Raw genomic sequence first — 23,578 nt, 5'->3', positions numbered from 1 at the left:
CCTCAGGGGAAGACGCCGCGCAGCAGCTTGGCCTCGGTCACCCGGGAGACCCCCTCGATCAGGGCCGCGGTGCGCATGTCGATGTGGTTGTCACCGGCCCGCTTGAGGGTGCGGTGGAAGGCGTCCAGCAGTATGGTCTGCAGCCGGGCGTTGATCTCTTCCAGGGTCCAGGTCAGGTTCTGTATGCCCTGCACCCATTCGAAGTAGGACACGGTCACGCCGCCGGCATTGCCGAGGATGTCGGGCAGCACGAAGATGCCCCGCTCGAACAGGATGTCGTCGGCCTCCAGCATGGTGGGACCGTTGGCCCCTTCCGCCAGCAGCCGGCACTTGAGCCTGTCGGCATTTTCCACCGTCACCTGGTTCTGCAGCGCCGCCAGCGCCAGCACGTCGCAGTCGAGTTCGAGCAGCTCCTGGTTGCTGATGGCTTCGGCATCCGGGAAGCCGGCCAGCACCCGGTGCTCGGCCACATGGGCGAGCAGGGCGTCCACCGACAGGCCATTGGGATTGAACAGGCCGGTGGAGACGTCGCTGACCCCGACCAGTTTGACCCCGGCCTCGGCCAGGAAGCGGGCGGTGTAACTGCCCACGTTACCGAAGCCCTGTACCACGGCGCTGGCCCGGGACAGATCCAGCCCCAGGTGCTCGGCCGAGGCCTTGATCAGGTAGACCAGGCCGCGGCCGGTGGCTTCCTTGCGGCCCAGGGAGCCGCCCAGCACCACCGGCTTGCCGGTCACCACCGCCGGCACCGCATGGCCCACCTGCTGGCTGTAGGTGTCCATCAGCCAGGCCATCACCTGCTCGTCGGTGCCCATGTCCGGCGCGGGGATGTCCCTGTCGGGGCCGATGATGTCGATGATCTCGGCGGTATAGCGCCGGGTCAGGCGCTGCAGCTCGCGCTTGCTCAGGCTGGTGGGATCGACCCGCACCCCGCCCTTGGCGCCGCCGAAGGGCAGCTTCATCAGGGCGCACTTCCAGGTCATCCACATGGCCAGCGCCGCCACCTCGCCCAGGTCCACGTCCTGGTGGTAGCGGATACCGCCCTTGGTGGGGCCCATGGACAGCACGTGCTGCACCCGGTAGCCGAACACCGTCTCGACCTGGCTGCGATCATCGCGGAAAAAGGGGAAGGACACTACCTGGGTGCGCTGGGGAAACAGCAGCCGCTGGCGGATATTGTCGTCCAGATCCATGTACTGGGCGGCCTTGAGGAACTGTTGCTGGGCCAGGCGGAACATGGGCGAGTCCCACTCGCCGCCCCGGGCCCGCGCCCGGGACAGGGTATAGCGGATGGAGCGGCTGAGGGCGGTGCTCTTGAGGTTGGACTTGACCAGGTAGTCGTAGGCGCCGGACTCCACCGCCCGCGCCGCCAGCTTGACGTCGTCCAGGCTGGTGAGGATCACTACCGGCACCTGGGGCGCGGCAAGGCGCACCCGCAGCAGGGTTTCTAACTCCTGGCTGTCGGGCAGCACCAGATCAAGCAGTACCAGGTCCACGTCGTTGCGGGCCAGGCGGGCGAGGCCGTCGGCCAGCCGCTCCACCGCCTCCACCTCGCACTGCAGCTGGGGATCGGCCGTGAGCAGTTGCTGGATCAGCCGGCGATGGAGCGGGTTGTCTTCGATCAGCAGCAGACGAACGGGCAAGTCGAGCATGGGGCGCCTCGCAACGCTAGCGGACGGGCGGGGCCCGGAGCCGGTGTCGTATAGGTTTAAGCGTAGGCCAGCATCGGCGGCAGCGCCGGATCCAGCTCCTCGCGACGCCAGTCCAGCGCCTCGAGCACCCGTTCCAGCCAGCGGGGCGGTACCGCCTTTTGCTCCGGCTCGACCGAGGTCAGCGCCGCCAGCCACTGCTCGCCGTCCCGGAACACCTCGACCGGCACCTCGCCCACCGCCGTCTGCAGCCGGTAGCGGCCGGCGCCCGCCGTCTGGCCCAGCACCACACCGGCGGCGATGGTGGCGTGGCCGCAAAAGCTGATCTCCCGGAGCGGGCTGTAATAGCGGATATGGCGCTCGGTTCCGTCGAGCGGCGCCACGAAGGCGGTTTCCGAATAGCCGACCTCGGCGGCGATGCGCTGCATGGGGGCGGCGTCGGGCAGGGCCTCGCCCAGCCAGACGCCGGCGGGATTGCCGCCGGCCGGGCTGGTGCTGAAGGCCGCCAGGCGATAAAGCTGCTCGTTCATCGATCATTCTCCTGTGGTGGTGACAGGCGCATTTTGACATTAGCCATCCTTAAGACAACTGCTATATTCTAGCCCTAAGACTTAGCTGAGCTTACCCTTAAAGATGCCCGTATCCCCGCCCCTCAACACCCTGCGCGCCTTCGAGGCCGCGGCCCGGCTCAACAGCTTCAGCGCCGCGGCGGGTGAGCTCCACCTGACCGCCGCCGCCATCAGCCACCGCATCAAGGAACTGGAGCAGGCCCTGGGCGTGCCGCTGTTCATCCGCCAGGCGCGGGGCGTGCGTCTGACCGAGGCCGGACGCCGCTACCAGGCCAGGATCGCCGACGCCTTCGGCATCATCGCCAGTGCCACCACCGAGCTGAGCCAGCCCCCGCTGGCCGGCCCCCTGGTGCTCTCCCTGCCCCACGGCTTCTGCCGGCACTGGCTGTTGCCGCGCCTGGCCGGGCTGCTCGCGCGTCATCCCGGACTGAGACTGACCCTGCAGGCCGAAGACCGGCTGGCGGATCTGCGCACCGGCCAGGCGGATCTGGCCATCCGCTTCGGCGCCGGTGACTACCCGGGGCTGCCAAGACGGGCGTTGGCGGGCGACTGCGTTACCGTGGCGCGCCGCCCGGCCCTGTACCGTATGCTGACCTGGTGCGCAACGAGACTGCGCGGCCTGATGCCGAAGAAACTGGGCCCCTGGACCCGCTGCCGCACCGCCCCCCAACCCGCCGCCAGAACCCTGCGCGAGCTTATGGCCGAGAGGAACAAGTAATGTCGAACGCCCGTCACGCCATTCTCGACCGGCTGCGCCAGGCCCAGGCCCAGCCGCTGCCGGTAAACGACCCGGACTATCCCATCTGGAACCAGAGCGGGCAGGCAGAGATGCTGGCCCGCCTGACCGAGCTGCTGGAGCAGAACCACGCCGAGGTGCGCCACCTGCCCCGGGCCGAACTGGTCGCCACCCTGAAAACCCATGTGGAACAGGCCGGTCTCCAGCGCGTCGCCACCGGCACCGGCGGCGACTTCTTCGGGGAAATAAGCCAGGCCCTGGCCGGCACCGCCGAACAGCTACTGTTCGACCGCCCTCTGGAAGCCTGGAAGGACGAGCTGTTCAACCGGGTGGACGCGGGCATCACCGGCTGCCACGGCGCCATCGCCGCCACCGGCAGCCTGGTGCTGTGGCCAGGCCCGGACGAGCCGCGCACCCTGTCGCTGGTGCCGCCGCGCCATATCGCCATCCTCAAGGCCTCCACCCTGCACCCCAACCTGCCGGCCATGATGGCCGCCCAGGGCTGGCACCAGGGCATGCCCACCAACCTGCTGCTGGTGTCCGGCCCGTCCAAGACCGCCGATATCCAGCAGACCCTGGCCTACGGCGCCCACGGGCCCAAGGAACTGCTGGTGCTGATCCTGGAGGACGCATAATGACCGCGCTCATACCCCAACAGACCCTGGCCTATGGCGCCCACGGGCCCAAGGAACTGCTGGTGCTGATCCTGGAGGACGCCTGATGGAGCCCCGTTACCAACAACTGGCCGAAGCGCTGGCCGGCTTCCTGCCCGCCGGGCGCATCATCCAGGACCCGTCCCTCTGTCTGGCCTACGGCACCGACGCCAGCTTCTACCGGCTGGTCCCCAAGATGGTGCTGCGCCTGGCAAGCACCGACGAAGTGGCGCGGGTGCTCGAACTGTGCCGCCAGCACCGCATTCACTGCACCTTCCGCGCCGCCGGCACCAGCCTGTCGGGCCAGGCGGTGTCCGACTCGGTGCTGATCACCCTCACCGACGACTGGCGCAGGCACAAAATTATTGATAACGGCCACCAGATCGCCCTGCAACCCGGGGTGATCGGGGCCGACGCCAACCGCTACCTGGCCCCCTTCGGGCGCAAGATAGGGCCGGATCCGGCGTCCATCAACAGCTGCAAGATCGGCGGCATCGCCGCCAACAACGCCTCCGGCATGTGCTGCGGCACCGCCCAGAATTCCTACCAGACCCTGCACGGCCTCAGCCTGGTGCTGGCGGACGGCACCCGGCTCGACACCCGGGACCCGGCAAGCCGGGCCCGCTTCGCCGGGCAGAAGCCCGAACTGCTGGCCGGTCTCCAACGACTGAGCGAGGAGGTCAGGGCCAACCGGGAGCTCTGCGAACGCATCCGCCACAAATACCGGCTGAAGAACACCACCGGCTACAGCCTGAACGCCCTGGTAGACTTCGAGGATCCCTTCGACATCCTGGCCCACCTGATGATCGGCTCCGAAGGCACCCTCGGCTTTATGGCCGAGGTCAGTTATCACACCGTGCCGGATCACCCCTTCAAGGCCTCCTGCCTGCTGGTGTACCCGGAGATCGAAACCACCTGCCGGGCGGTGACCGCCCTGGCCGGCACCGAAGTGGCAGCGGTGGAGCTGATGGACGGCCGGGCGCTGAAATCCATCGCCGACAAGGCGGGCATGCCCGGCTTTATCCGCGAGCTGGATCTGGAGGCCGCCGCCCTGCTGGTGGAAGTGCACGGCGCCGACGAGGCCGAGCTGCTGGCCAAATGCGATCAGGCGATGGCGGCGGTGGCCGGCTTCGAACGCCGCAACGAGGTGCCCTTTACCCAGGACAAAACCCGCTGCACCACCCTCTGGGCCATGCGCAAGGGCATGTTCCCGGCGGTGGGCGCGGTGCGTGAAACCGGCACCACGGTGATCATCGAGGACGTAGCGTTCCCCGTGGAACAACTGGCACCGGCGGTGCGCAGGCTCACCGAGCTGTTCGACCGCTTCGGCTACTCGGAAGCCATCATCTTCGGCCATGCCCTGGCTGGCAACCTGCACTTCGTGTTCACCCAGGGCTTCGACTCGCAAGCCGAGCTGGACCGTTACGGCGGCTTTATGGACGCCGTGGCCCAGTTGGTGGCGGTGGAATACCAGGGCTCACTCAAGGCCGAGCACGGCACCGGCCGCAATATGGCGCCCTATGTGGAGCTGGAGTGGGGCCAGGACGGCTATGCCCTGATGCAGCAGATCAAGACGTTGTTCGATCCGGACGGCATCCTCAATCCGGGGGTCATCCTCAACGACGACCACCAGGCCCACCTCAAGGATCTCAAGCCCCTGCCCGCCGCCGACGCCATCGTCGACAAGTGCATCGAGTGCGGCTTCTGCGAGGTGGTGTGCCCGTCCCGGGATCTCAGCCTGACCCCGCGCCAGCGCATCGTGCTGTTCCGCGAGCTGCAGCGCCGGGCCGCCAAGGGCGAAGCCACCGAAGACGGCCTGGAGCAGGTGTTCCAGTACCAGGGAGTGGACACCTGCGCCGCCACCGGACTGTGCGCCCAGCGCTGCCCGGTGGGCATCAATACCGGCGATCTGGTACGACAACTGCGCACCGCGCGCTACCGCAAGTTCGAGCCCATCGCCCGCTGGACCGCGGATCACTTCGCCGCCACCACCACCCTGGTGGGCCTGGGCCTGAACTCGGCCGCCCTCGGCCGCCGGCTGCTGGGCGAACGAAACTTAAGCAAGCTCAACCGGGGGCTGCGCAAGGCCAGCAAGAACAAGGTGCCGCTGTGGCTGCCGGAGACCCCGGCCGCCAACCGGCACCGGCCCAGCGCCAGCAGTCCGCATGAAGGACGGCCCAAAGTGGTCTACTTTCCTTCCTGCGCCAGCCGCACCCTGGGCCAGTCACCGGGCGCCAAAGACGGCCGCTCGCTGACCGAGGTTACCCAGGCGGTGCTGGAGCGGGCCGGTTTCGATGTGCTGTTGCCCGCAGATCTCACCAGCCTGTGCTGCGGCCAGCCCTGGCAGAGCAAGGGCATGCTGGCGCTGGCCGACGACAAGGCCACCGAGCTGGAAGCGAAACTGTGGCAGGCCTCGGAGCAGGGCCGCTGGCCGGTGCTGATGGATACCAGCCCCTGTGCCAAGCGCAGCCGGGAGCAGACCGGGCTGCCGCTGGCCATCTTCGAGCCGGTGCAGTTCATCCTGGAACAGGCGCTGGACCGGCTCGAACTGAAGCCGGTGCAGGAGACGGTATTGCTGCACATCACCTGCAGCAGCCGGCACCTGGGGCTGGCCGACAAGATGCTGGAGCTGGCCAAACGCTGCGCCGCCCGGGTGGTGGTGCCGGAGCACATCGACTGCTGCGGCTTCGCCGGCGACAAGGGCTTCACCACCCCCGAACTCAACGCCTCGGCCCTGAAGCCGCTGCGCGCCCAGGTGCCCGCCGGCTGCACCCGGGGAGTGAGCAACAGCCGCACCTGCGAGCTGGGCCTCAGCCACCACAGCGGCGTCAACTACGAGTCCATCCTCTATCTGGTGGACGAGGCAAGCCGGTAAACGGGAGCTGGAAGCCAGACGCTTGACGCGATCAGCAGTCCTTGCGCGACTGCTGATCCCGTGCCCTCCCTCGGCCCCGCTGTCACTCAGGAAAACGACATCCACACCCTGCTCGAACTGCACCGGCAGCATTTCGACAGCGCTGCCCTGGAGCAGCTCGGGCAACAGGAGCTGGACGGCCTCAACGAACTGCTGCGCCGGCAGCTGCGCGAACTGGAAAGGCAATACGACGACGTCTTCATCGACCAGAGCCTGGAGTCGGCCATCTGGAATCGCTTCCGGCACCTGGGCAGCACCTCCAGCGACCGCAGGTTCGCCGAGCACGCCAGGGAGCTCAGGGCCGATATCCGGCACAACAACAAGCTGCTCAAGCAGCTGACCACCCTCAAGGATGTGCAACAGCTGCTGCGGGAAGACAGGGCCCTCGGCTACTGAGTCCCTTTATCACCGCTTAACCGTCGTCGGTTCCGTATATGGGCTCCCGCCTTCGCGGGAGTGACGACGGCTATATCACCCTAGAACACCGATCAGTTTAAAACGTGAGCAATGCGATATCTCACCTGTAGGCGCCCGTTTACGTGGCGCAAACCTGCAAAGGGCGGGAAATGCGGAAATTGGGCGCCGGTTTGTGCCGGTTCATGCCGGCTAAAGCGGCATCTACAGCAGCTCGGTGCCACCCTCATGCGGGCGGGCCGTCGAGGTTTTAGTTATTCCAGCTCCACATCCGACAGGGGCACGCAGCAGCAGGCCAGGATAACGCCCGCTTCCCGCTCCGCCGCCGACAGGGCCGGGGCCTCGGGCTGCGCCACCTCGCCGGATTTAAGGTTCTGTTTGCAGCTGCCGCAGATGCCGGCGCGGCAGGACCAGGGCAACTGCAGGCCCTGGCCCTCGGCCTGGGTCAGCAGATCCTGCTGGTTGTTACCGGTGAACTCCCGCCCGCCGATGCGCACCCGCACCGCTTTTGTTTCACGTGCAACATCGGCGGCGACCGGGCCACCGAAGCTCTCCTGGTGGATGCGTCCCGCCGGCACTCCCAGCGCCAGCAGCCAGGCCCTGGCCTGGCGCATAAAGCCCGCCGGGCCACATAGGTAGACCTCCCGCTCGGCCAGCGCCGGCACCGCTGCCAGTTGGCCCAGCTCCAGCCGGCCACCCAGGCCCCGCTCCGGCCTCGTCAGCACCAGATCGAGCCGCAGGCCGGGGTGGCGCCGGACCAGCGCCTTCAGCTCGGCGGCGGCGGGAATGTCCGCCTCGGCGCGGCACAGGTGCAGGAAGTGCACGTCCTCCAGCCGCTCCAGATCCGCCATGGCCCGCACCATGGACAGCATGGGCGTCACTCCCGAGCCCGCCGACAGCAGCAGGTAGCGGCCGGCGGGCTTGAGGTAAAACTCCCCCGCCGGGGCATGGGCCAGCAGGGCATGGCCGGGCTGCAGCGCCTCGGCCAGCCAGTTGGACACCACCCCGTCGGGCTGGCGCTTGACGCTGATGCCGTAGCGGCCGGGTCGGGTCGGGCTGGAGCTCAGGGTGTAGTGGCGCAGATGGCGGCGGCCATCGATGTCCAGCGCCACCGGCAGGTGCTGGCCGGGCCGGTAGTCGGCCAGGGGCTTGCCGTCCATGGCCTCCAGCCAGTAGGTGTCCATGTCCCGGGCCAGGGGCTCGCGCTCCACGCACACCAGCTGCCGGCGCCTGGGCGCCGCGTCCGGGTAGATGGGGGCGCTGGCGTATTCCAGCACCTCCACCCGGTCGCCCAGACGGATCTCGCCCTCGTTCAGCGGCACCAGGTTCTGGCCGAAATAGACCTCGCCGTCTTCCCCCCGGCGGTAACGGCTCAGGGTGGCAAGCGGCTCCTTCATGGCGTTGAAGCGCTCGGAGCCGGGCTCTATGGTGGTCATGATGCAGCGGCTGCAGGGCTTGGCCACCAGGAATTCCACCTCGCCGATGCGGATGCGGCGCCAGCCGTCCTCCTCGAAGGGGCGCCCGCCCCGCACCACCAGGTTGGTGCGGAACTGGGACATCTCCAGCCGGGCATCGGCACGCAGGTTGAGATCGGCCAGCGACCCTTCCGAGATCAGCAGCAGGGGATAGCCGTCGGCAAAGCTGACGCCGGTACCCAGCTTTTCCCGGTAGCGGTTGGAATGCTGGCCCAGCCACAGCAGTTGCACCGGCTCTTCCAGGATGGCGCTGAGCCAGGCATCGTAATCGGCGTGGGTACTCCAGGCGGTGAAGCTGTCCCCCCAGACGCCGGTGGCGACCGGCTGCAACTGGAACTGCTGGTGGCGTACCGACAGCGACTGGTCGCCATACTTCAGCTCCAGGCCGCCGGCCACCGGCGTCACCCCGACCCCTTGCAGCCGGGGATGGGTGCGGGCGGTGACGAAGGTGCCGTCCGGTTTGGCCAGCATGTAGCGGCGATCGCCGCGCAGCCCCTCGCGGGACACCCAGGCATCCGGCACCGCCAGCCCGGCCGCCGATTTGATCGGATAAAGATTAAGCCCCGTGATCACCGCCATATTATTCCACCCTTTCTATCCCAAAAAGTTTACATCCGCGTATCAATCGGTAATGGTTGGCGTTTATCGCCATTCTTGTGGTATCAAAGGAGTACAAATGTCTATCGAACGCCAGCAAATCGGCCAGCGCATGAGCCGCATCGTCAAGCACAACGGCACCCTCTACCTGTGCGGCCAGGTCTGCAAGGATGCCACTCAGGATATCACCGAACAGACCCGCACCATGCTGGAAAAAGTGGATGAACTGCTGCTGGAAGCCGGCTCCAGCCGGGAGCATATCCTCTCCGCCACCCTCTACCTGAAAACCATGGCCGACTTCGCCGCCATGAACGCGGTGTGGGACGCCTGGGTGCCCGAGGGCCATGCCCCCGCCCGCGCCTGCGTGGAAGCCGCCATGGCCCGCCCCGAGCTGCTGGTGGAGATCTCGGTGATCGCCGCCGAGCGCTAGGCCCCTTCCTGCTCCAGCCAGCGGTACAGGGTGCGCCGGGTCACCCCCAGGATCTCGGCCGCCCGCTGCTTGTTGCCCTTGGTCTGCTGCAGCACATAACGCATATAGTCCCGCTGCAGCTCGCTCAGCGGCGGCAACTGCTCCCGGGCCCTGTCCTGCCAGTCGGCCACGGCGGGGGCCGGCGGCTCGGCCCCCGCCTTCAGCATCCGGGCCGGCAGGTGGGCCGGCTGGATCCACTCTTCCTCGCAGAACACCAGGGCCCGCTCCACCGCGTTTTGCAGCTCGCGCACATTGCCCGGGAACGGGTAGCGGTGAAACAGCTCCAGGCAGTCCGGGCCGAATCCCCGGACCGCCTTGCCGCTGCGCTCGCGCCCCTGCTGCAGGAACAACTGCGCCAGCCGCTCTATGTCCTCTCCCCGCTCGCGCAACGGCGGCACCCGCAGGGAGAAGGTTTCCAGCCGGTAGAACAGATCCTCGCGGAAGCTGCCCTCCGCCACCTTCTGCTCCAGATCCCGGTGGGTGGCGGCGATGATGCGCACATCCACCCTGATCTCCCGGTCCGAGCCCACCGGGCGCAGGGTGCCTTCCTGCAACACCCGCAGCAGCTTGGCCTGCAGCTCCAGCGGCATCTCGCCGATTTCGTCGAGCAGCAGGGTACCGCCGTCGGCCTCCCGCAGCAGGCCGGTGCGCGCCTTGCTGGCGCCGGTAAAGGCACCGCTGGCGTGGCCGAAGAACTCGCTTTCCAGCAGTTCGCCGGGAATGCCGGCGCAGTTCACCGCCAGAAAGGGCCCGCCGGCCCGGCCGCTTTCCCGGTGCAGGGCCCGGGCCACCAGCTCCTTGCCGGTGCCGCTCTCGCCCAGCACCAGTACCGGGCCCTCGGCGCCGGCCACCTGGCGGATCTGCTGGAACAGCCGGCGCATGGGCAGGCTCTGGCCGAGGATATCGTGAAAGCGCTCGCCCTTGAGTACCCGGTCCAGCTGTTGCTTCAGGCCCCGGTGCTCCAGCAGCCGGGCCACGGTCAGCAGGCAGTGGTCCATGTCGAAGGGCTTGGTGAGAAAGTCGTCGGCGCCGGCCTTGAGCGCCGCCACTGCCTGGGACACGGTGCCGAAGGCGGTGATGATCAGCATGGCCGGTGCCGGCACCAGCCCCTTGACCAGGGGCAACAGGCTGAGGCCGTCGGCCCCGGGCAGGCGCACGTCGCTGATCACCAGATCCGGTGCTTCCCGCTCCAGTTCAACCCTGGCCTGCTCCGCCGAGCCGGCGTGGCGCACCCGGTAGGACTCCGCCTCCAGCTCTTCCTGCAGCAGCTCGGCCAGGGCGGAGTCGTCTTCAATCAGCAGTATGGATGCCTTGGGCATGGGAACTCCTCGCAAGTGTCAGTATCACCCGGGCACCGCCGCCCGGGGCCGTGGTGAGCGTCAGGCCGCCGTCCAGCTCGGCCATGATGTTGTGCACTATGGCCAGCCCCAGCCCGGTGCCCTCGCCCTTGGGTTTGGTGGTAACGAAGGGTGCCACCAGTTGCTCGGGGTCGAGGGCAAAGCCGGGGCCGTCGTCGGAGATCTCGATGGCAAGCCGCCCTTCCTGCTCCCGTACGGCAACCGCTACCCGGCTGCGCGCCGCCTGCAGGGCGTTGCGCAGCACATTGACCAGGGCCAGCTCCAGCCGGGCACCGTCGAGCCGCAGCCAAAGCGGTTTTCCGGAGGGCGGCAGGCTCAGCCCGGCGACGGACCACTGTTCGTGCCGTACGGCGGCGGCGCTCTGCGCCAGCAGCCGGTGCAGCTCCACCGGCTCGTTCTCCCGGGACTCGGGCCGGCTGAAGTCCAGCAGCTGGCGCACGATGCGTGACAGGCGCAACACCTGGCCGCGAATGGCCTCCAGCTGGCGCCGGGCCTCGGGTTCCCCGGCCTGTTTCTGCAAGCGCCGGGCCCGGCCGTCGATCACGTTGAGCGGGGCCCCCAGCTCGTGGGCGATACCGCCCACCACAGTGCCCACCGCCGCCATCTTCTGCTGGTGCCGCAGGCGCCGGTTGAGCGCCCGCTCCTGGGCCTGGTGGTTGCGGATTTCCCCCAGCATCTCGTTCAGCCCCTGGGCAATGCGGCGCAGTTCCTGGGGGCCGGCCAGGGCCGCCCGCTGTTGCCAGTCGCCGGCCTTGACCCTGTCCATCACCGTCACCAGGGCGTTGACGTGGCGCCCCAGCCCCCGGTAATGGCCCCAGATCACCACCCCCAGCATCAACCCCCCGATGGTCAGCCAGCCAATCCAGGCGGTTCTGGCCATTTGGGCGAAGGACTGCTCAAAGTCCTTCGCCCGGCGGGTGATCTGGATAAGGCCGTTGATGCGGCCGCCGGCGTCGGTCAGCGGCACGAAGTGGGAAAACACGTCCCGGCCCGCGGTCCGCTGATACAGCTCCTGCTGTTCCCCGGTCCGCATCACCCGGGTGGCCGCCGGGCTGTTGCGCAGGCTGAGGTCGGCGATGCCGGACGAGGCCAGCACCTTGCCCTCGGCATCGAACACCGAGGCGCCGTACACCTGGCCGATGGAGAACACCGCCGACAGGGTGCGCTCCACCCCTTCGATATCGTCGTTGGCGAGGGCATCGCCGATGGGCCCGCTCACCGCCCGGGCGATCAGCTTGATGTCTTCCTTGAGCCGCTCGCTCTGGGCCAGGTTGACATGATGCAGGGTCAGGCCGACGCCCAGCGCCAGGATCAGCCACAGCGGCAGCACCACATAGAGCAGCACCCGCCGGCCTATGCCTCCGCCGCCGACCCCGTCTCTTATCCGGTAGTACATGGGCTCTGTATCATCCTGTCTCGAATGGATAGTTCACACTATGACAAAAAGACACAGACCCGGTCTGCCGCGGCGGCGCCCACTACGACAGCAATCCTCGCACCAATAAAAATAATCATACAAAACAAATAATTAAAATCGAATCCTGGAAGTTGGCACGATCCTGGCCTTAGTCAGGGGGAATCAACAACGCCAATCGAGGAGTTTATGATGAAAAAGACCCTGACCGCTTCCGCCCTGTTGTCCGCCCTGCTGCTGGCCACGGCTCCGGCGATTGCCCAGACCGATGCCGCCATGCCGCCGGCAGCGGCCCAGCCCGCCGCCAGCATCGATGACGCCCAGTTGGAAAAATTCGCCACCGCCCTCAACAAGATCAGCCAGTTGCAGGAAGAGGCCATGGCCAAACTGGGCCAGGTGGAAAACCAGGAGCAGGCCCAGGTCATCCAGCAGGAAGCCAACGAAAGCATGGTGGATGCCGTGACCGAGTCGGGCCTGTCGGTGGAAGACTACAACCAGATTGCCAACCAGCTGCAGACCGACCCCGCCCTGCAGCAGCGGCTCGAGGCCCTGCGCTGAGCAAAGCCGGGATGGTATGTACGAGCCTACATGGACGTACTTGCGGCGTGCCGGCGGAGTCGGTGCCGGTTTGTGCCGGCTGAAGCGGCACCTACAGCAGCACCTACAGTGGTAGCTACGGCGGTGGCTACGCAGAGATAGCGCTACCGCTTCAAGCCGATTACACCGTCAGGTGCCGCTTGACAAGTTCGTCGGACAGCTCGTCGATCCCGCCCTCGGCCACCTGCCGGCCCCGGTCCAGGATCACGAAGCGATCCGCGTACTTGCGGGCGAAGGGCAGTTTCTGCTCCACCAGCAGCACGGTGAGGCCGTCTTCCGCCATCAGCCGGCGGATCACCTGGCCGATATCGGCGACGATGTTGGGCTGTATGCCCTCCCCCGGCTCGTCCAGGATCAGCAGCTCCGGCTCCAGCACCAGGGCCCGGCCGATGGCCAGCTGCTGCTGCTGGCCACCGGACAGATCCCCGCCCCGGCGCTGGCGCATCTCCCTCAGCACCGGGAACAGCTCGTAGACTCGCTCCGGAATGCGGCGCAGGCCGTCGCCCCGGGCCGCCAGGCCGGTGCGCAGGTTTTCCTCCACCGTCATCAGCGGGAAGATCTGCCGGCCCTGGGGCACATAGCCCAGCCCGAGCCGGGATCTGTCCTCCAGCCGCTTTTTGGTGAGCTCGGTGCCATCGTCCAGGCGGATGCTGCCGCTCTTCGCCGCCACCTCGCCCATGATGCACTTGAGCAGGGTGGTTTTGCCCACCCCGTTGCGGCCCATCACGCAGGTGCAGCGGCCGCGGGGGATGTCCAGGCTCAGATCCCAGAGGGTGTGGCTTTCGCCGTAGAATTGATTCAATTTGTCGACTGTCAGCATCAGGCCACCTCGGCGCCGCTTTCTTCCCCCAGGTACACCTCGACCACCCGCGGGTCGTTCGATACCTGGTCCATGGTGCCTTCGGCCAGCACCGAGCCCTGGTGCAGCACCGTCACCTTGCGCGCGATGGAGCGCACGAAGCCCATGTCGTGCTCCACCACCACCACCGACTGCTTGCCCTTGCCGGCAAGCTTGGTCAGCAGCTCGGCGGTCAACTCCATTTCCTGCTCGGTCATGCCCGCCACCGGCTCGTCCACCAGCAGCAGCCGGGGCCGCTGCATCAGCAGCATGCCGATCTCCAGCCACTGTTTCTGGCCGTGGGAGAGGATGCCCGCCAGCTCGTGAGCGGCGGCCTTGAGGCCAATAAGCGCCACCACCTCGTGGATGCGATCCCGCTGCGCCGAACTCAGCCGGGCGGCCAGGGTGGGCAGCACCCGCTTGTCGGCGGCCATGGCCAGCTCCAGGTTTTCGATCACCGTCAGCTCCTCGAACACCGTCGGCTTCTGGAACTTGCGGCCTATGCCGAGCGTGGCGATCTCCGGCTCCGACAGCCGCAGCAGGTTGTGCCTGCTGCCGAACCACACCTGGCCCCGGTCGGGCCGGGTCTTGCCGGTGATGATGTCCATCATGGTGGTCTTGCCGGCGCCGTTGGGGCCGATAATGCAACGCAGCTCGCCGTCGTCGATGGTGAGGTTGAGGTTGTTGATGGCCCTGAAACCGTCGAAGCTCACGCTCACGTCCTCCAGGTAAAGGATGGGGCCGTGGCGCACGTCCACCGGCGACACCTCGGGTACCATAAAATCGAACACCTGATCCCGGCGGGCCAGGGATTTGAACATGTTCATGCGCTTGCCTCCTTGGGTGCAGCGGAAGGACGGCGGCGGGCCAGCAGGCCGGCGATGCCCCTGGGCAGCAGCACGGTGGCCACCACGAAGAGGCCGCCGAGAGCGAACAGCCAGGCGTCGGGCATGACCCCGGTGAACACCGTCTTGGCGTAGTTCACCAGCAGGGCCCCGATCACCGCGCCGTAAAGGGTGGCGCGGCCACCCAGGGCCACCCACACCACGATTTCGATGGAAAACAGCGGCGAGAACTCGCTGGGGTTGATAATGCCCACCTGGGGCACGTAGAGGGCCCCGGCCACCCCGGCCAGCATGGCGGACACCACGAACACGAACAGCTGCACCCGCTCCACCCGGTAGCCGATAAAGCGGGTGCGGGCCTGGGCATCACGCGAGGCCACACACACCCGGCCCAGCTTGCTCAGCACTATGGCCCGGCACAGCCAGTAGCCCAGCGCCAGGGCGATGCCGGAGGCGATAAAGAGCCCCACCCGGGTGGCGTCGGCGCGCAGGTCGAAGCCCAGCAGTTCGCGGAAGTCGGTGAGGCCGTTGTTGCCGCCAAAGCCCATCTCGTTGCGGAAAAACGCCAGCATCAGGGCGAAGGTCAGCGCCTGGGTGATGATCGACAGATAGACCCCGGTGACCCGGGAGCGGAACGCCAGAAAGCCGAACACCAGCGCCAGCAGTCCCGGTGCCAGCAGCACCATCAGAAAGGCGAACCAGGCCATGTCGAAGCCGGCCCAGTACCAGGGCAGGCTGTCCCAGTTGAGGAACACCATAAAGTCCGGCAGCTGGGGGTGGCCGTACACGCCCCGGTCGCCGATCTGGCGCATCAGGTACATGCCCATGGCGTAGCCGCCCAGGGCGAAGAAGGCGCCATGGCCCAGGCTGAGGATGCCGAGGTAGCCCCACACCAGGTCCACCGCCACCGCCAGCAGGGCATAGCTCAGGTACTTGCCGAGCAGGGTGACGGTATAGGTGGAGACGTGCAGCGGGTGCCCCGCCGGCAGCAGCAGGTTGGCCAGGCTCACCAGCAGCAGGGCCGCCAGCAACACCGCCAGAAAAACCCGGGTCTGGCGTTCTTTAAGGGGTTGGGTCAACCACATGCGTTATGCCTCCGCCGCCCGGCCCTTCTGCGGGAAGAGCCCGCGCGGCCGTTTTTGAATAAACAGTATGATGAACACCAGCACCATGATCTTGGCCAGCACGGCCCCGGCCCAGGGCTCCAGGATCTGGTTGACGACCCCGAGCGAGAGCCCGGCCACCAGGGTGCCCCAGAGGTTGCCCACACCGCCGAACACCACCACCATAAAGGAATCAATGATGTAGTTCTGGCCCAGGTTGGGGCCCACGTTGGTCAGTTGAGACAGGGCCACCCCGGCCAGGCCCGCCACGCCGGAGCCCAGGCCGAAGGTGAGGATGTCCACCCGGGTGGCGCGGATACCCATGGCCCTGGCCATGGCGCGGTTCTGGGTCACGGCGCGCACCTCCAGCCCCAGCCGGGTGCCCTTCATCACCCATATCAGGCCGGCGAACACCAGCAGGGCGAAGCCCAGCACATAGAGCCGGTTGAGGGTGAGCGACAGGGCGTCGTTCACCACCAGGGAGCCGCTCATCCACTCGGGGGTGACCACGGTGCGGTTGAGCGGGGAGATCAGGGTGCGCACCAGCTGCTGCAGGATCAGGCTGACGCCGAAGGTGGCCAGCAGGGTTTCCAGCGGCCGTCCCTTGAGGAACCGGATGACGCCGCGCTCGATGGCGATGCCGGCCAGCGCCGCCACCAGGAAACCGGCGGGAATGGACAGCAGCAGCGCCAGCCCCGGCTGGCCCGGCAGCAGCTGTTGCAGCATCCAGGTGGTGTAGGCGCCGAGCATGATCAACTCCCCGTGGGCCATGTTGATCACCCCCATGACCCCGAAGGTGATGGCCAGGCCGATGGCCGCCAGCACCAGCACCGAGCCCAGGCTGAGGCCGAAGTAGAGGGTCTCGGCGGCGCGGTTGAGCCTGAGGTTCTGCTCGATGCCGGCCAGCGCCTTGCGGGCCGCCTCGGCCAGCTCGTCGTCGCCCTGTGCCGCCCGGTTGAGGGCGATGCGCGCCTGGTTGTGCAGGCTGCCGGCCAGCGCCTCGATGGCGCTGATGTCGCCCTGCTCCAGCCGGTGGATGGCCAGGGCCTGGGTCAATCGCCGCCGGGTCTGACCGTCGGCCTCCTCCGGGATCAGCGCCGCCAGGGTGGGCGCCAGTTCGGCATCCACCTCGCCCAGCAGCCGCTCGGCCGAGGCCCGCCGCAGGGCCGGGTCGTCCGCGTGCAGATCCAGCACCGCCAGGGCGCTGCGCAACTGGTTGCGCAGGCTGTTGTTGATGCTGATCCGGCTCAGTTCCCGGCGGCCCAGGCTGCCCAGAGGCTCATGACTGAGCGCATCGACCACCGGCCACTGCCGGCCGCCGGTGCTCATCACCAGCACGAAGCGCCGGTCTTCCTTGCCGCGTTGCAGGCGGCCGTCGAGCAGCGCCGCCAGCCAGTCCCGCGCCCGCGGATCCCGGCTGGCGACAATGGCGTCGATGGCCTCGCCCTTGGCCTCGAAGGCGCGCACGTCCAGCGCCTCGAGCAAGGCCTGGCCGGCATCAACCTGGGCCGCCACCGGCAGCGCCGGCGCCAGCAACCCCGCCACCAGCCACAGCCTGACCATCAGGATCCTGAATATCTTCATGGTGTTATCCTTTGTTTCCCAAGGTTTCCGGGTCACAGAATGGAACGCAGGCGGGCCGCCTGCATTCGCGCACGGCGCGAACCCTCGGATCAGCCCTCCACATCGCGGAGTTACAAGGGTTCGAGGCAGAACAGGCATCGCGGGTTGCGCCGTGCCTTGCCCCACCCCGGTGCCCCCTTATGCGGGCGGGCCGCCCGCGCCCCAAGGGGGCATGCCACCCCCAAGTCATGGCAGGGATCCGCCAGAAAGCTTCCGGCTTCCCGCTCTCAGCTTCCGGCTTAATTCCCCAGCGCCGCCTGGGCTTCCGCCACGGCCTGGCTGCCGCCGCACTTGCCGGTGGTCACGTTGTAGTTGCCGCAACGCATGGGCGCGGTCCAGTCGGCCACCAGATCCCGGGAGCCGGGCAAGTAATCGGACCAGGCGTCGCCCATCACGGTACCCGCGGTCTGCCAGACCACCTCGAACTGGCCATCGTCCTGGATCTCGCCGATGAGGACCGGTTTGGTGATATGGTGGTTGGGCAACATGGTGGCGTAGCCGCCGCTCAGGTTGGGCACCGTCACCCCTATGATGGCGTCCTTTACCGCGTCCACCTCGGTGGTACCGGCCTTGCGCACCGCCTCGGCCCACATGTTGAAACCGATAAAGTGGGCCTCCATGGGGTCGTTGGTCACGGCGTCGTCGTTCTTGGTAAAGGCGGTCCAGGCATCGATAAAGTCGCCGTTGGCGTCGCTATCCACGCTCATAAAGTAGTTCCAGGCCGCCAGGTGGCCGACCAGGGGTCCGGTGTCGATGCCGGACAGCTCCTGCTCACCCACCGAGAAGGCCACCACCGGGATGTCGGCGGCGTCGATGCCCTGGTTGCCCAGCTCGCGGTAGAAGGGCACGTTGGCGTCGCCGTTGATGGTGGACACCACGGCAGTCTTCTTGCCGGCGCTGCCGAAGCGCTTGATCTCGGCCACGATGTTCTGCCAGTCGGAATGGCCGAAGGGGGTGTAGTTGATCATGATGTCGGCCTCGGCCACGCCATGATCCCTGAGGTAGGCCTCGAGGATGCGGTTGGTGGTGCGCGGGTACACGTAGTCGGTGCCGGCCAGCACCCAGCGCTCCACGCCCAGTTCCTTCATCAGGTAGTCCACCGCCGGAATGGCCTGCTGGTTGGGCGCGGCGCCGGTGTAGAACACGTTCTGGGAGGATTCCTCGCCCTCGTACTGCACCGGGTAGAACAGCAGGCCGTTCAGCTCTTCCACCACCGGCAGCACCGCCTTGCGCGACACCGAGGTCCAGTTGCCGAAGATCACGTCCACCTTCTCCTGGGCCAGCAGTTCCCGCGCCCGCTCGGCGAACAGCGGCCAGTTGGAGGCCGGATCCACCACCACCGGCTGCAGTTTCCTGCCCAGCAGGCCGCCGGCGGCGTTCTGCTGCTCGATCAGCATCAGTACGGTGTCTTTCAGGGTGGATTCGCTGATGGCCATGGTGCCGGACAGGGAGTGCAGCACCCCGACCTTGATCACGTCATCCTGGGCCTGAGCGGTAAAGGTGGCCAGGCCGGCGGCCAGCAGGGCGGTATAACAGAGGGATTTTTTCACGATAAGCTCCTTGTGCTGAAACACTTTTTTCGATTGCCTGCTTCGCTTGAAGCAAAGGCTGTGCCAGCACAGAAGCATCTGCCAAAACAGTGATATACCCATTATTGGGTACCCTGTTTTCTCCCCTTCCCCTCCAAAAAGGTGCAATACCGGGAGGGCGAGGCAGGGCCCGCACCAAAGTTGGGCGGGCCGGAAAAAATAAAAGCCCGGAATACCGGGCCTTTAGACGGGGTGAAGCGAACCGCTCGCTTACACCACGCCCTGCTCGATCATGGCGTCGGCCACCTTGCGGAAACCGGCGATATTGGCGCCCAGCACCAGGTTGTGGGGCTCGCCGAACTCGGCGGCGGTGGTGCTGGCGCTGAGGTAGATGTTCTTCATGATCACCTTCAGCTTCTCGTCCACCTCCTCGAAGCTCCAGCGCTGCATGCTGGCGTTCTGGGCCATTTCCAGCTGGCTGGTGGCCACGCCGCCGGCGTTGGCCGCCTTGCCCGGGCCGTAGCAGATTTTGGCGTCGAGGAAGACTTCCACCGCGTCCTGGGTGGAGGGCATGTTGGCGCCTTCGGACACGGCGATCACGCCGTTGGCCACCAGCGCCTGGGCGTCGGCCTCGGTTAGCTCGTTCTGGGTGGCGCAGGGGAAGGCCAGCTGGGCCGGGATGCGCCATACCGCGTGGCCGTCGGCCGGGTAGTCGGTCACCGGGATGAATCTGGCGTCCGGATGGGCCGCCAGGTACTCGCTCAGCCGCGCCTTGCGCACTTCCTTCAGCTCTTTCAGGGTGGCCAGGTCGATGCCGGCCTCATGATAAAGGGTGCCGCTGGAGTCGGAGCAGGTCACCGGACGGGCGCCCAGCTCATACAGCTTCTCGATGGTGTAGATAGCCACGTTGCCGGCTCCGGACACCAGGCACTGCTTGCCCGCCAGGCTGTCGCCCTTGTCCGCCAGCATGTACTGGGCGAAGTAGACGCAGCCGTAGCCGGTGGCCTCCTTGCGCACCAGGGAGCCGCCCCACAGCAGGCTCTTGCCGGTGAAGACGCCGTCGTAGTTGCCGGTGAGGCGCTTGTACTGGCCGAACATATAGCCGATTTCCCGGGCACCCACGCCGATGTCGCCGGCGGGCACGTCGGTGGTGGGGCCGATATGGCGGTACAGCTCGTTGATGAAGGACTGGCAGAAGCGCATGATCTCGCCGTCGGACTTGCCCTTGGGATCGAAGTTGGCGCCGCCCTTGCCGCCGCCGATGGGCAGGCCGGTGAGGGCGTTCTTGAAGATCTGCTCGAAGCCGAGGAACTTGATGATGCCGGCGTTCACGCTGGGGTGGAAACGCAGGCCGCCTTTATAGGGCCCCAGCGCCGAGTTGAACTCGATGCGGTAGCCCTTGTTGACCTGGACCTTGCCCTGGTCGTCCACCCAGGGCACCCGGAACATGATCTGGCGCTCGGGTTCGACCATGCGTTCGATAATGGAGTGCAGCTTGTACTTCTCGTTGGTTTCGAGGATGGGCTGGAGCGAATCCAGAACTTCCTCTACCGCCTGGTAGAACTCTGCTTGTGCCGGACTGGTTTTCTGGAGCTTGACGATGGTGTCGTGGATATACGTCACGATATCTTCCTTGTTGTTATCTTGTTGATCTTTTCATCTGGGATACATATTAAGACCCGCTGGTATTGATATATGGATACAGTCATCCGGTCAATGGTTGACGAGTAAATAATTATTGCTAAAAAAGCGAATATTTATTCCTTTTTGCGCGCCGCTTCCCCGCCCGCCCCACCAGCTCGTTGGTAAATCGGTCTATGCTTGATCCAGAAAACAGGGGAGCAAGTGTATGGATGCCAACGAAGTGATTTCGTCCCCCGACGACAGCCGCCTGGGCCAGGCCCTGATCGAACAGGGCCACATCAGCGAAAGGGAATTGCAACGCCTGGAACGCATGCGCCAGGGCCAGGCCGACGGCGGCAGCCTCGCCACCCTGCTGCTCAACCTGGGCATGATCTCCGAGCGGGAACTGGCCCGCTGCCTGGCCGAGCTGACCCGGCTGCCGCTCACCACCGCCGAGGAATATCCCCTGTCCCCGCCACTGGACACGGCCCTGTCCTACCGTTTTTTGAAGGAACACCACCTGATGCCGCTGCGCCAGGAGCCGGACGCCCTGGTGCTGGCCATGGTCGATCCCCGGGACGACTTCGCCGCCCGGGCCATGGCCATGATGTGCCGCCAGCCGGTGCGGCTGCAGGTGGGGGTGAACTCGGAGCTCGCCGCCGCCATCGAGCGGCTCTACGGCGAGGGCCAGAGCAAGATGGGCGACATCCTCTCGGCGGTGCAGCAGGAAGAGGAAACGGAAGAAAGCATCGCCCAGCTCAAGGACATGGCCAGCGAGGCGCCGGTGATCCGCCTGGTCAACCTGATCATCCAGAAGGCGGTGGATCTGCGCGCCTCCGACATCCATGTGGAGCCTTTCGAGAACCGGCTCAAGATCCGCTACCGCATCGACGGCGTGCTGCAGGAAAGCGAGGCCCCGCCGGTGAACATGACCCCGGCCATCATCTCCCGCATCAAGATCATGGCCCGGCTCAACATCGCCGAACGCCGCCTGCCCCAGGACGGCCGCATCGAACTGAAGATCCAGGGGATGGAGCTGGATATCCGGGTGTCCACCGTGCCCACCATGCACGGCGAAAGCCTGGTGATGCGGCTGCTCAACCGGGAAAGCGTGGTGCTGGACTTCGACGCCCTGGGCTTCGCCGAAGACACCAAGGCCCGGCTGCAACAGGTGCTGAGGATCCCCCACGGCATGCTGATGGTCACGGGCCCCACCGGCAGCGGCAAGACCACCACCCTCTACACCGCCCTCAACCAGCTCAACACCACGGAGCGCAAGCTGATCACGGTGGAAGACCCGGTGGAATACCAGCTGGAGGGGGTCAACCAGATCCACGTCAAGCCGAGTATCGGGCTCAGCTTCGCCAGCGCCCTGCGCTCCATCGTGCGCCAGGACCCGGACGTCATCATGGTGGGGGAAATGCGCGACCTGGAAACCGCCCGCATCTGCGTGCAGTCGGCCCTCACCGGCCACCTGGTGCTGTCCACCCTGCACACCAACGACGCCGCCAGCAGCGTGACCCGCTTGCTGGAAATGGGGGTGGAGGACTACCTGCTCACCTCCACCCTCAATGCGGTGATCGGACAGCGTTTGGTGCGGGTACTCTGCCCCCACTGCAAGGAAAGCTACCAGCCGCTGCCGGAGCTGGTGCGGGAGCTGAAACTGGCGCCGCCGGCGGCGGGCGAGCCCCTCCGCCTGTTCCGGCCGGTGGGCTGCGCCCGCTGTGCCGGCACCGGCTACCACGGCCGGCTGGCGATCCAGGAACTGCTCACCATGAACGACGATATCCGCAAGCTGGTGCTGAGCCACGCCGACGCCGGCAAGATCCAGGAGGCCGCCATCCGCCACGGCATGAGGACCATGTACGGCGACGGCCTGCACAAGGCCCTGCAGGGGATCACCAACGTGGAAGAGGTGATCCGGGTTACCCAGGAGGCCTGAGATGGCGCTGTTCTACTTCAAGGCGGTCAGCCAGAGCGGCGAGGTACAGGAAGGCCGGCTCGAAGGCGCCGATCAGCAGGCCATAGTGCTGCAGCTGCAACAGCGGGGCCTGATCCCGCTTAGCGTGGAGCCGGCCGACGGCCGGAGCGCCGCCTCGTCCGGGCTGGGACTGAGGCTGGGCCGCAAGCGGGTGGGCGAGCGCCAGATCCAGGCGCTCACCCAGGATCTGGCCGCCCTGCTCAAGGCCGGCGTTCCCCTGGAGCGGGCCTTCGGCATCATGATCCAGGTGCGCGACAAGGGTGACGACATCCGTCTGCTCGGCCAGATCCGCGAGGGCATACAGCGCGGCCAGACCCTGTCGGCGGTGCTGGCGGAGCAGGACGCGGCCTTCTCCCCCTTCTACCTGAACATGGTCAGGGCCGCCGAGGTCTCGGGCAACCTGGAGCAGGGCCTGTCCGACCTGGCGCTGTACCTGGAGCGCAGCCGCCTGCTCAGGGAGAAGGCGATGTCGGCACTGATCTACCCCATCATACTGCTGCTGGTATCGGCGGTGTCGCTGCTGATCATCCTCACCTACGTCATCCCCCAGTTCCAGCAGCTGTTCGCCGACATGGGCCAGGCCATGCCCCTGGCCACCCGGGTGGTGATTGGCGCCGCCGAGTTCCTGCGCGACATGGGGCCCTGGCTGCTGCTGCTGATCCTGCTGGGCCTGATCTACGGCCGGCGCCAGCTGGCCAAACCCGACCAGCGCCTGGCCTGGGACGGCCTGTTGCTGCGCCTGCCCCTGGCCGGGGAGCTGATCCGCCGGCTGGAGGTGGCCCGTTTCAGCCGCAGCCTGGGCACCCTGATGAAGGGCGGCGTGCCCCTGCTCAGCGCCCTGAACATCGCCCGCGACACCGTCGGCAACCAGTTGCTGGCCAATACCCTGATGGAAGCCGCCGGCAGCCTGAAGGAAGGTCGCCGCCTGGCCGAACCGTTGCAGGCTTCGGGCCAGTTCCCGCCCCTGGCGATACAGATGATCCGGGTGGGCGAGGAAACCGGCCAGCTGGAGGACATGCTGCTCAAGGTGGCCGACACCTACGACCGGGAAGTGGAAAACGCCATCCATCGTCTGTTGACCATACTGGAGCCGGTGCTGATCGTCGGCCTGGGCGTGGTCATCGCCGGCATCATCATCTCCATTCTGGTGGCCATTCTCGGCATCAGTGAACTGCCCATATAGGGAGGCAA

Annotated in this window: 19 protein-coding genes; 8 read left to right on the top strand and 11 right to left on the bottom strand. The window is 66.8% G+C overall.

Annotated elements, in window-relative coordinates; translation table 11 throughout:
* Nucleotides 1–2: 2 nt before the first annotated feature.
* Both CGX12_RS06315 and CGX12_RS06310 read right to left on the bottom strand, forming a co-directional pair.
* Nucleotides 3–1,652, bottom strand: coding sequence for a Glu/Leu/Phe/Val dehydrogenase dimerization domain-containing protein (locus CGX12_RS06315; protein ID WP_094039045.1), 1,650 nt, complete (start codon nt 1,650–1,652; stop codon nt 3–5).
* A 56-nt stretch (nt 1,653–1,708) separates the two neighbouring features.
* Nucleotides 1,709–2,179, bottom strand: coding sequence for a PhzF family phenazine biosynthesis protein (locus CGX12_RS06310; protein WP_094039044.1), 471 nt, complete (start codon nt 2,177–2,179; stop codon nt 1,709–1,711).
* A gap of 103 nt (nt 2,180–2,282) precedes the next feature.
* Here CGX12_RS06310 and CGX12_RS06305 point away from each other — a divergent pair, with 103 nt between their 5' ends.
* From CGX12_RS06305 to CGX12_RS06290, 4 genes are all read left to right on the top strand, one after another.
* Complete coding sequence (locus tag CGX12_RS06305; RefSeq protein ID WP_094039043.1) at nt 2,283–2,936, top strand: LysR family transcriptional regulator; 654 nt, start codon at nt 2,283–2,285, stop codon at nt 2,934–2,936.
* Nucleotides 2,936–3,589, top strand: coding sequence for a LutC/YkgG family protein (locus CGX12_RS06300; protein ID WP_094039042.1), 654 nt, complete (start codon nt 2,936–2,938; stop codon nt 3,587–3,589). The genes CGX12_RS06305 and CGX12_RS06300 overlap by 1 nt, the downstream gene beginning before the upstream one ends.
* Nucleotides 3,590–3,674: 85 nt before the next feature.
* Nucleotides 3,675–6,482 (top strand): FAD-binding and (Fe-S)-binding domain-containing protein, encoded by a 2,808-nt coding sequence (locus CGX12_RS06295; RefSeq protein ID WP_094039041.1) that lies wholly within the window; start codon nt 3,675–3,677, stop codon nt 6,480–6,482.
* 60 nt (nt 6,483–6,542) lie between these two features.
* On the top strand, nt 6,543–6,917 hold the full coding sequence (locus CGX12_RS06290) for a hypothetical protein (protein WP_094039040.1): 375 nt from the start codon (nt 6,543–6,545) through the stop codon (nt 6,915–6,917).
* A 272-nt stretch (nt 6,918–7,189) separates the two neighbouring features.
* On the opposite strand, the gene CGX12_RS06285 is transcribed toward CGX12_RS06290, so the two are convergent.
* A complete protein-coding gene (locus CGX12_RS06285) occupies nt 7,190–8,989 on the bottom strand; it encodes a hybrid-cluster NAD(P)-dependent oxidoreductase (RefSeq protein ID WP_094039039.1) in 1,800 nt (599 codons plus the stop codon).
* A 97-nt stretch (nt 8,990–9,086) separates the two neighbouring features.
* Here CGX12_RS06285 and CGX12_RS06280 point away from each other — a divergent pair, with 97 nt between their 5' ends.
* The gene (locus CGX12_RS06280; protein ID WP_094039038.1) at nt 9,087–9,437 is read left to right on the top strand and encodes a RidA family protein; all 351 of its coding nucleotides are present in this window, start codon (nt 9,087–9,089) and stop codon (nt 9,435–9,437) included.
* Here CGX12_RS06280 and CGX12_RS06275 read toward each other — a convergent pair.
* Together CGX12_RS06275 and CGX12_RS19515 are read right to left on the bottom strand one after the other, a co-directional pair.
* Nucleotides 9,434–10,795, bottom strand: coding sequence for a sigma-54-dependent transcriptional regulator (locus tag CGX12_RS06275; protein WP_094039037.1), 1,362 nt, complete (start codon nt 10,793–10,795; stop codon nt 9,434–9,436). The genes CGX12_RS06280 and CGX12_RS06275 overlap by 4 nt on opposite strands.
* On the bottom strand, nt 10,767–12,230 hold the full coding sequence (locus CGX12_RS19515) for an ATP-binding protein (protein ID WP_142995583.1): 1,464 nt from the start codon (nt 12,228–12,230) through the stop codon (nt 10,767–10,769). Before CGX12_RS19515 ends, CGX12_RS06275 begins: the two co-directional genes overlap by 29 nt.
* Before the next feature lie 210 nt (nt 12,231–12,440).
* Between CGX12_RS19515 and CGX12_RS06260 the strand changes: the two genes are divergently transcribed.
* The gene (locus CGX12_RS06260) at nt 12,441–12,806 is read left to right on the top strand and encodes a DUF4168 domain-containing protein (RefSeq protein ID WP_176442014.1); all 366 of its coding nucleotides are present in this window, start codon (nt 12,441–12,443) and stop codon (nt 12,804–12,806) included.
* Nucleotides 12,807–12,966: 160 nt separating this feature from the next.
* On the opposite strand, the gene urtE is transcribed toward CGX12_RS06260, so the two are convergent.
* The 6 genes from urtE to gdhA all read right to left on the bottom strand — a co-directional run bounded on the left by urtE (nt 12,967) and on the right by gdhA (nt 20,406).
* The gene (gene urtE, locus CGX12_RS06255) at nt 12,967–13,665 is read right to left on the bottom strand and encodes an urea ABC transporter ATP-binding subunit UrtE (RefSeq protein ID WP_094039034.1); all 699 of its coding nucleotides are present in this window, start codon (nt 13,663–13,665) and stop codon (nt 12,967–12,969) included.
* Nucleotides 13,665–14,510 (bottom strand): urea ABC transporter ATP-binding protein UrtD, encoded by an 846-nt coding sequence (urtD, locus tag CGX12_RS06250; RefSeq protein WP_094039033.1) that lies wholly within the window; start codon nt 14,508–14,510, stop codon nt 13,665–13,667. Before urtD ends, urtE begins: the two co-directional genes overlap by 1 nt.
* Nucleotides 14,507–15,613, bottom strand: a complete 1,107-nt coding sequence (gene urtC / locus CGX12_RS06245; protein WP_094039032.1) for an urea ABC transporter permease subunit UrtC — start codon at nt 15,611–15,613, stop codon at nt 14,507–14,509. The genes urtD and urtC overlap by 4 nt, the downstream gene beginning before the upstream one ends.
* 3 nt (nt 15,614–15,616) lie before the next feature.
* Nucleotides 15,617–17,215, bottom strand: coding sequence for an urea ABC transporter permease subunit UrtB (gene urtB / locus CGX12_RS06240; protein WP_094039031.1), 1,599 nt, complete (start codon nt 17,213–17,215; stop codon nt 15,617–15,619).
* A 278-nt stretch (nt 17,216–17,493) separates the two neighbouring features.
* Complete coding sequence (urtA, locus tag CGX12_RS06235) at nt 17,494–18,804, bottom strand: urea ABC transporter substrate-binding protein (protein WP_217898134.1); 1,311 nt, start codon at nt 18,802–18,804, stop codon at nt 17,494–17,496.
* A 249-nt stretch (nt 18,805–19,053) separates the two neighbouring features.
* Nucleotides 19,054–20,406, bottom strand: coding sequence for an NADP-specific glutamate dehydrogenase (gene gdhA / locus CGX12_RS06230; RefSeq protein WP_094039030.1), 1,353 nt, complete (start codon nt 20,404–20,406; stop codon nt 19,054–19,056).
* Between the two features lie 226 nt (nt 20,407–20,632).
* Between gdhA and gspE the strand changes: the two genes are divergently transcribed.
* Together gspE and CGX12_RS06220 are read left to right on the top strand one after the other, a co-directional pair.
* Entirely contained in the window at nt 20,633–22,348 is a 1,716-nt protein-coding gene (gspE, locus tag CGX12_RS06225; protein ID WP_094039029.1) for a type II secretion system ATPase GspE, read from the top strand.
* A 1-nt stretch (nt 22,349) separates the two neighbouring features.
* A complete protein-coding gene (locus tag CGX12_RS06220) occupies nt 22,350–23,570 on the top strand; it encodes a type II secretion system F family protein (RefSeq protein WP_094039028.1) in 1,221 nt (406 codons plus the stop codon).
* The last annotated feature ends 8 nt before the right edge of the window (nt 23,571–23,578 follow it).

Source organism: Zobellella denitrificans, assembly GCF_002237365.1.
GTDB lineage: Bacteria > Pseudomonadota > Gammaproteobacteria > Enterobacterales > Aeromonadaceae > Oceanimonas > Oceanimonas denitrificans.
The sequence above is the reverse complement of the archived record's forward strand: the minus strand, read 5'-3'. Positions and strand labels throughout refer to the sequence as shown.

Coding starts and splice junctions, on each gene's coding strand:
- urtE (WP_094039034.1), bottom strand. CDS start 13,665: ATGCTGACAGTCGACAAATTGAATCAATTCTACGGCGAAAGCCACACC.
- CGX12_RS06295 (WP_094039041.1), top strand. CDS start 3,675: ATGGAGCCCCGTTACCAACAACTGGCCGAAGCGCTGGCCGGCTTCCTG.
- CGX12_RS06280 (WP_094039038.1), top strand. CDS start 9,087: ATGTCTATCGAACGCCAGCAAATCGGCCAGCGCATGAGCCGCATCGTC.
- urtC (WP_094039032.1), bottom strand. CDS start 15,613: ATGTGGTTGACCCAACCCCTTAAAGAACGCCAGACCCGGGTTTTTCTG.
- CGX12_RS06305 (WP_094039043.1), top strand. CDS start 2,283: ATGCCCGTATCCCCGCCCCTCAACACCCTGCGCGCCTTCGAGGCCGCG.
- CGX12_RS06260 (WP_176442014.1), top strand. CDS start 12,441: ATGAAAAAGACCCTGACCGCTTCCGCCCTGTTGTCCGCCCTGCTGCTG.
- urtD (WP_094039033.1), bottom strand. CDS start 14,510: ATGAACATGTTCAAATCCCTGGCCCGCCGGGATCAGGTGTTCGATTTT.
- CGX12_RS06220 (WP_094039028.1), top strand. CDS start 22,350: ATGGCGCTGTTCTACTTCAAGGCGGTCAGCCAGAGCGGCGAGGTACAG.
- gspE (WP_094039029.1), top strand. CDS start 20,633: ATGGATGCCAACGAAGTGATTTCGTCCCCCGACGACAGCCGCCTGGGC.
- CGX12_RS06275 (WP_094039037.1), bottom strand. CDS start 10,795: ATGCCCAAGGCATCCATACTGCTGATTGAAGACGACTCCGCCCTGGCC.
- CGX12_RS06300 (WP_094039042.1), top strand. CDS start 2,936: ATGTCGAACGCCCGTCACGCCATTCTCGACCGGCTGCGCCAGGCCCAG.
- CGX12_RS06315 (WP_094039045.1), bottom strand. CDS start 1,652: ATGCTCGACTTGCCCGTTCGTCTGCTGCTGATCGAAGACAACCCGCTC.
- CGX12_RS19515 (WP_142995583.1), bottom strand. CDS start 12,230: ATGTACTACCGGATAAGAGACGGGGTCGGCGGCGGAGGCATAGGCCGG.
- urtB (WP_094039031.1), bottom strand. CDS start 17,215: ATGAAGATATTCAGGATCCTGATGGTCAGGCTGTGGCTGGTGGCGGGG.
- CGX12_RS06285 (WP_094039039.1), bottom strand. CDS start 8,989: ATGGCGGTGATCACGGGGCTTAATCTTTATCCGATCAAATCGGCGGCC.
- CGX12_RS06310 (WP_094039044.1), bottom strand. CDS start 2,179: ATGAACGAGCAGCTTTATCGCCTGGCGGCCTTCAGCACCAGCCCGGCC.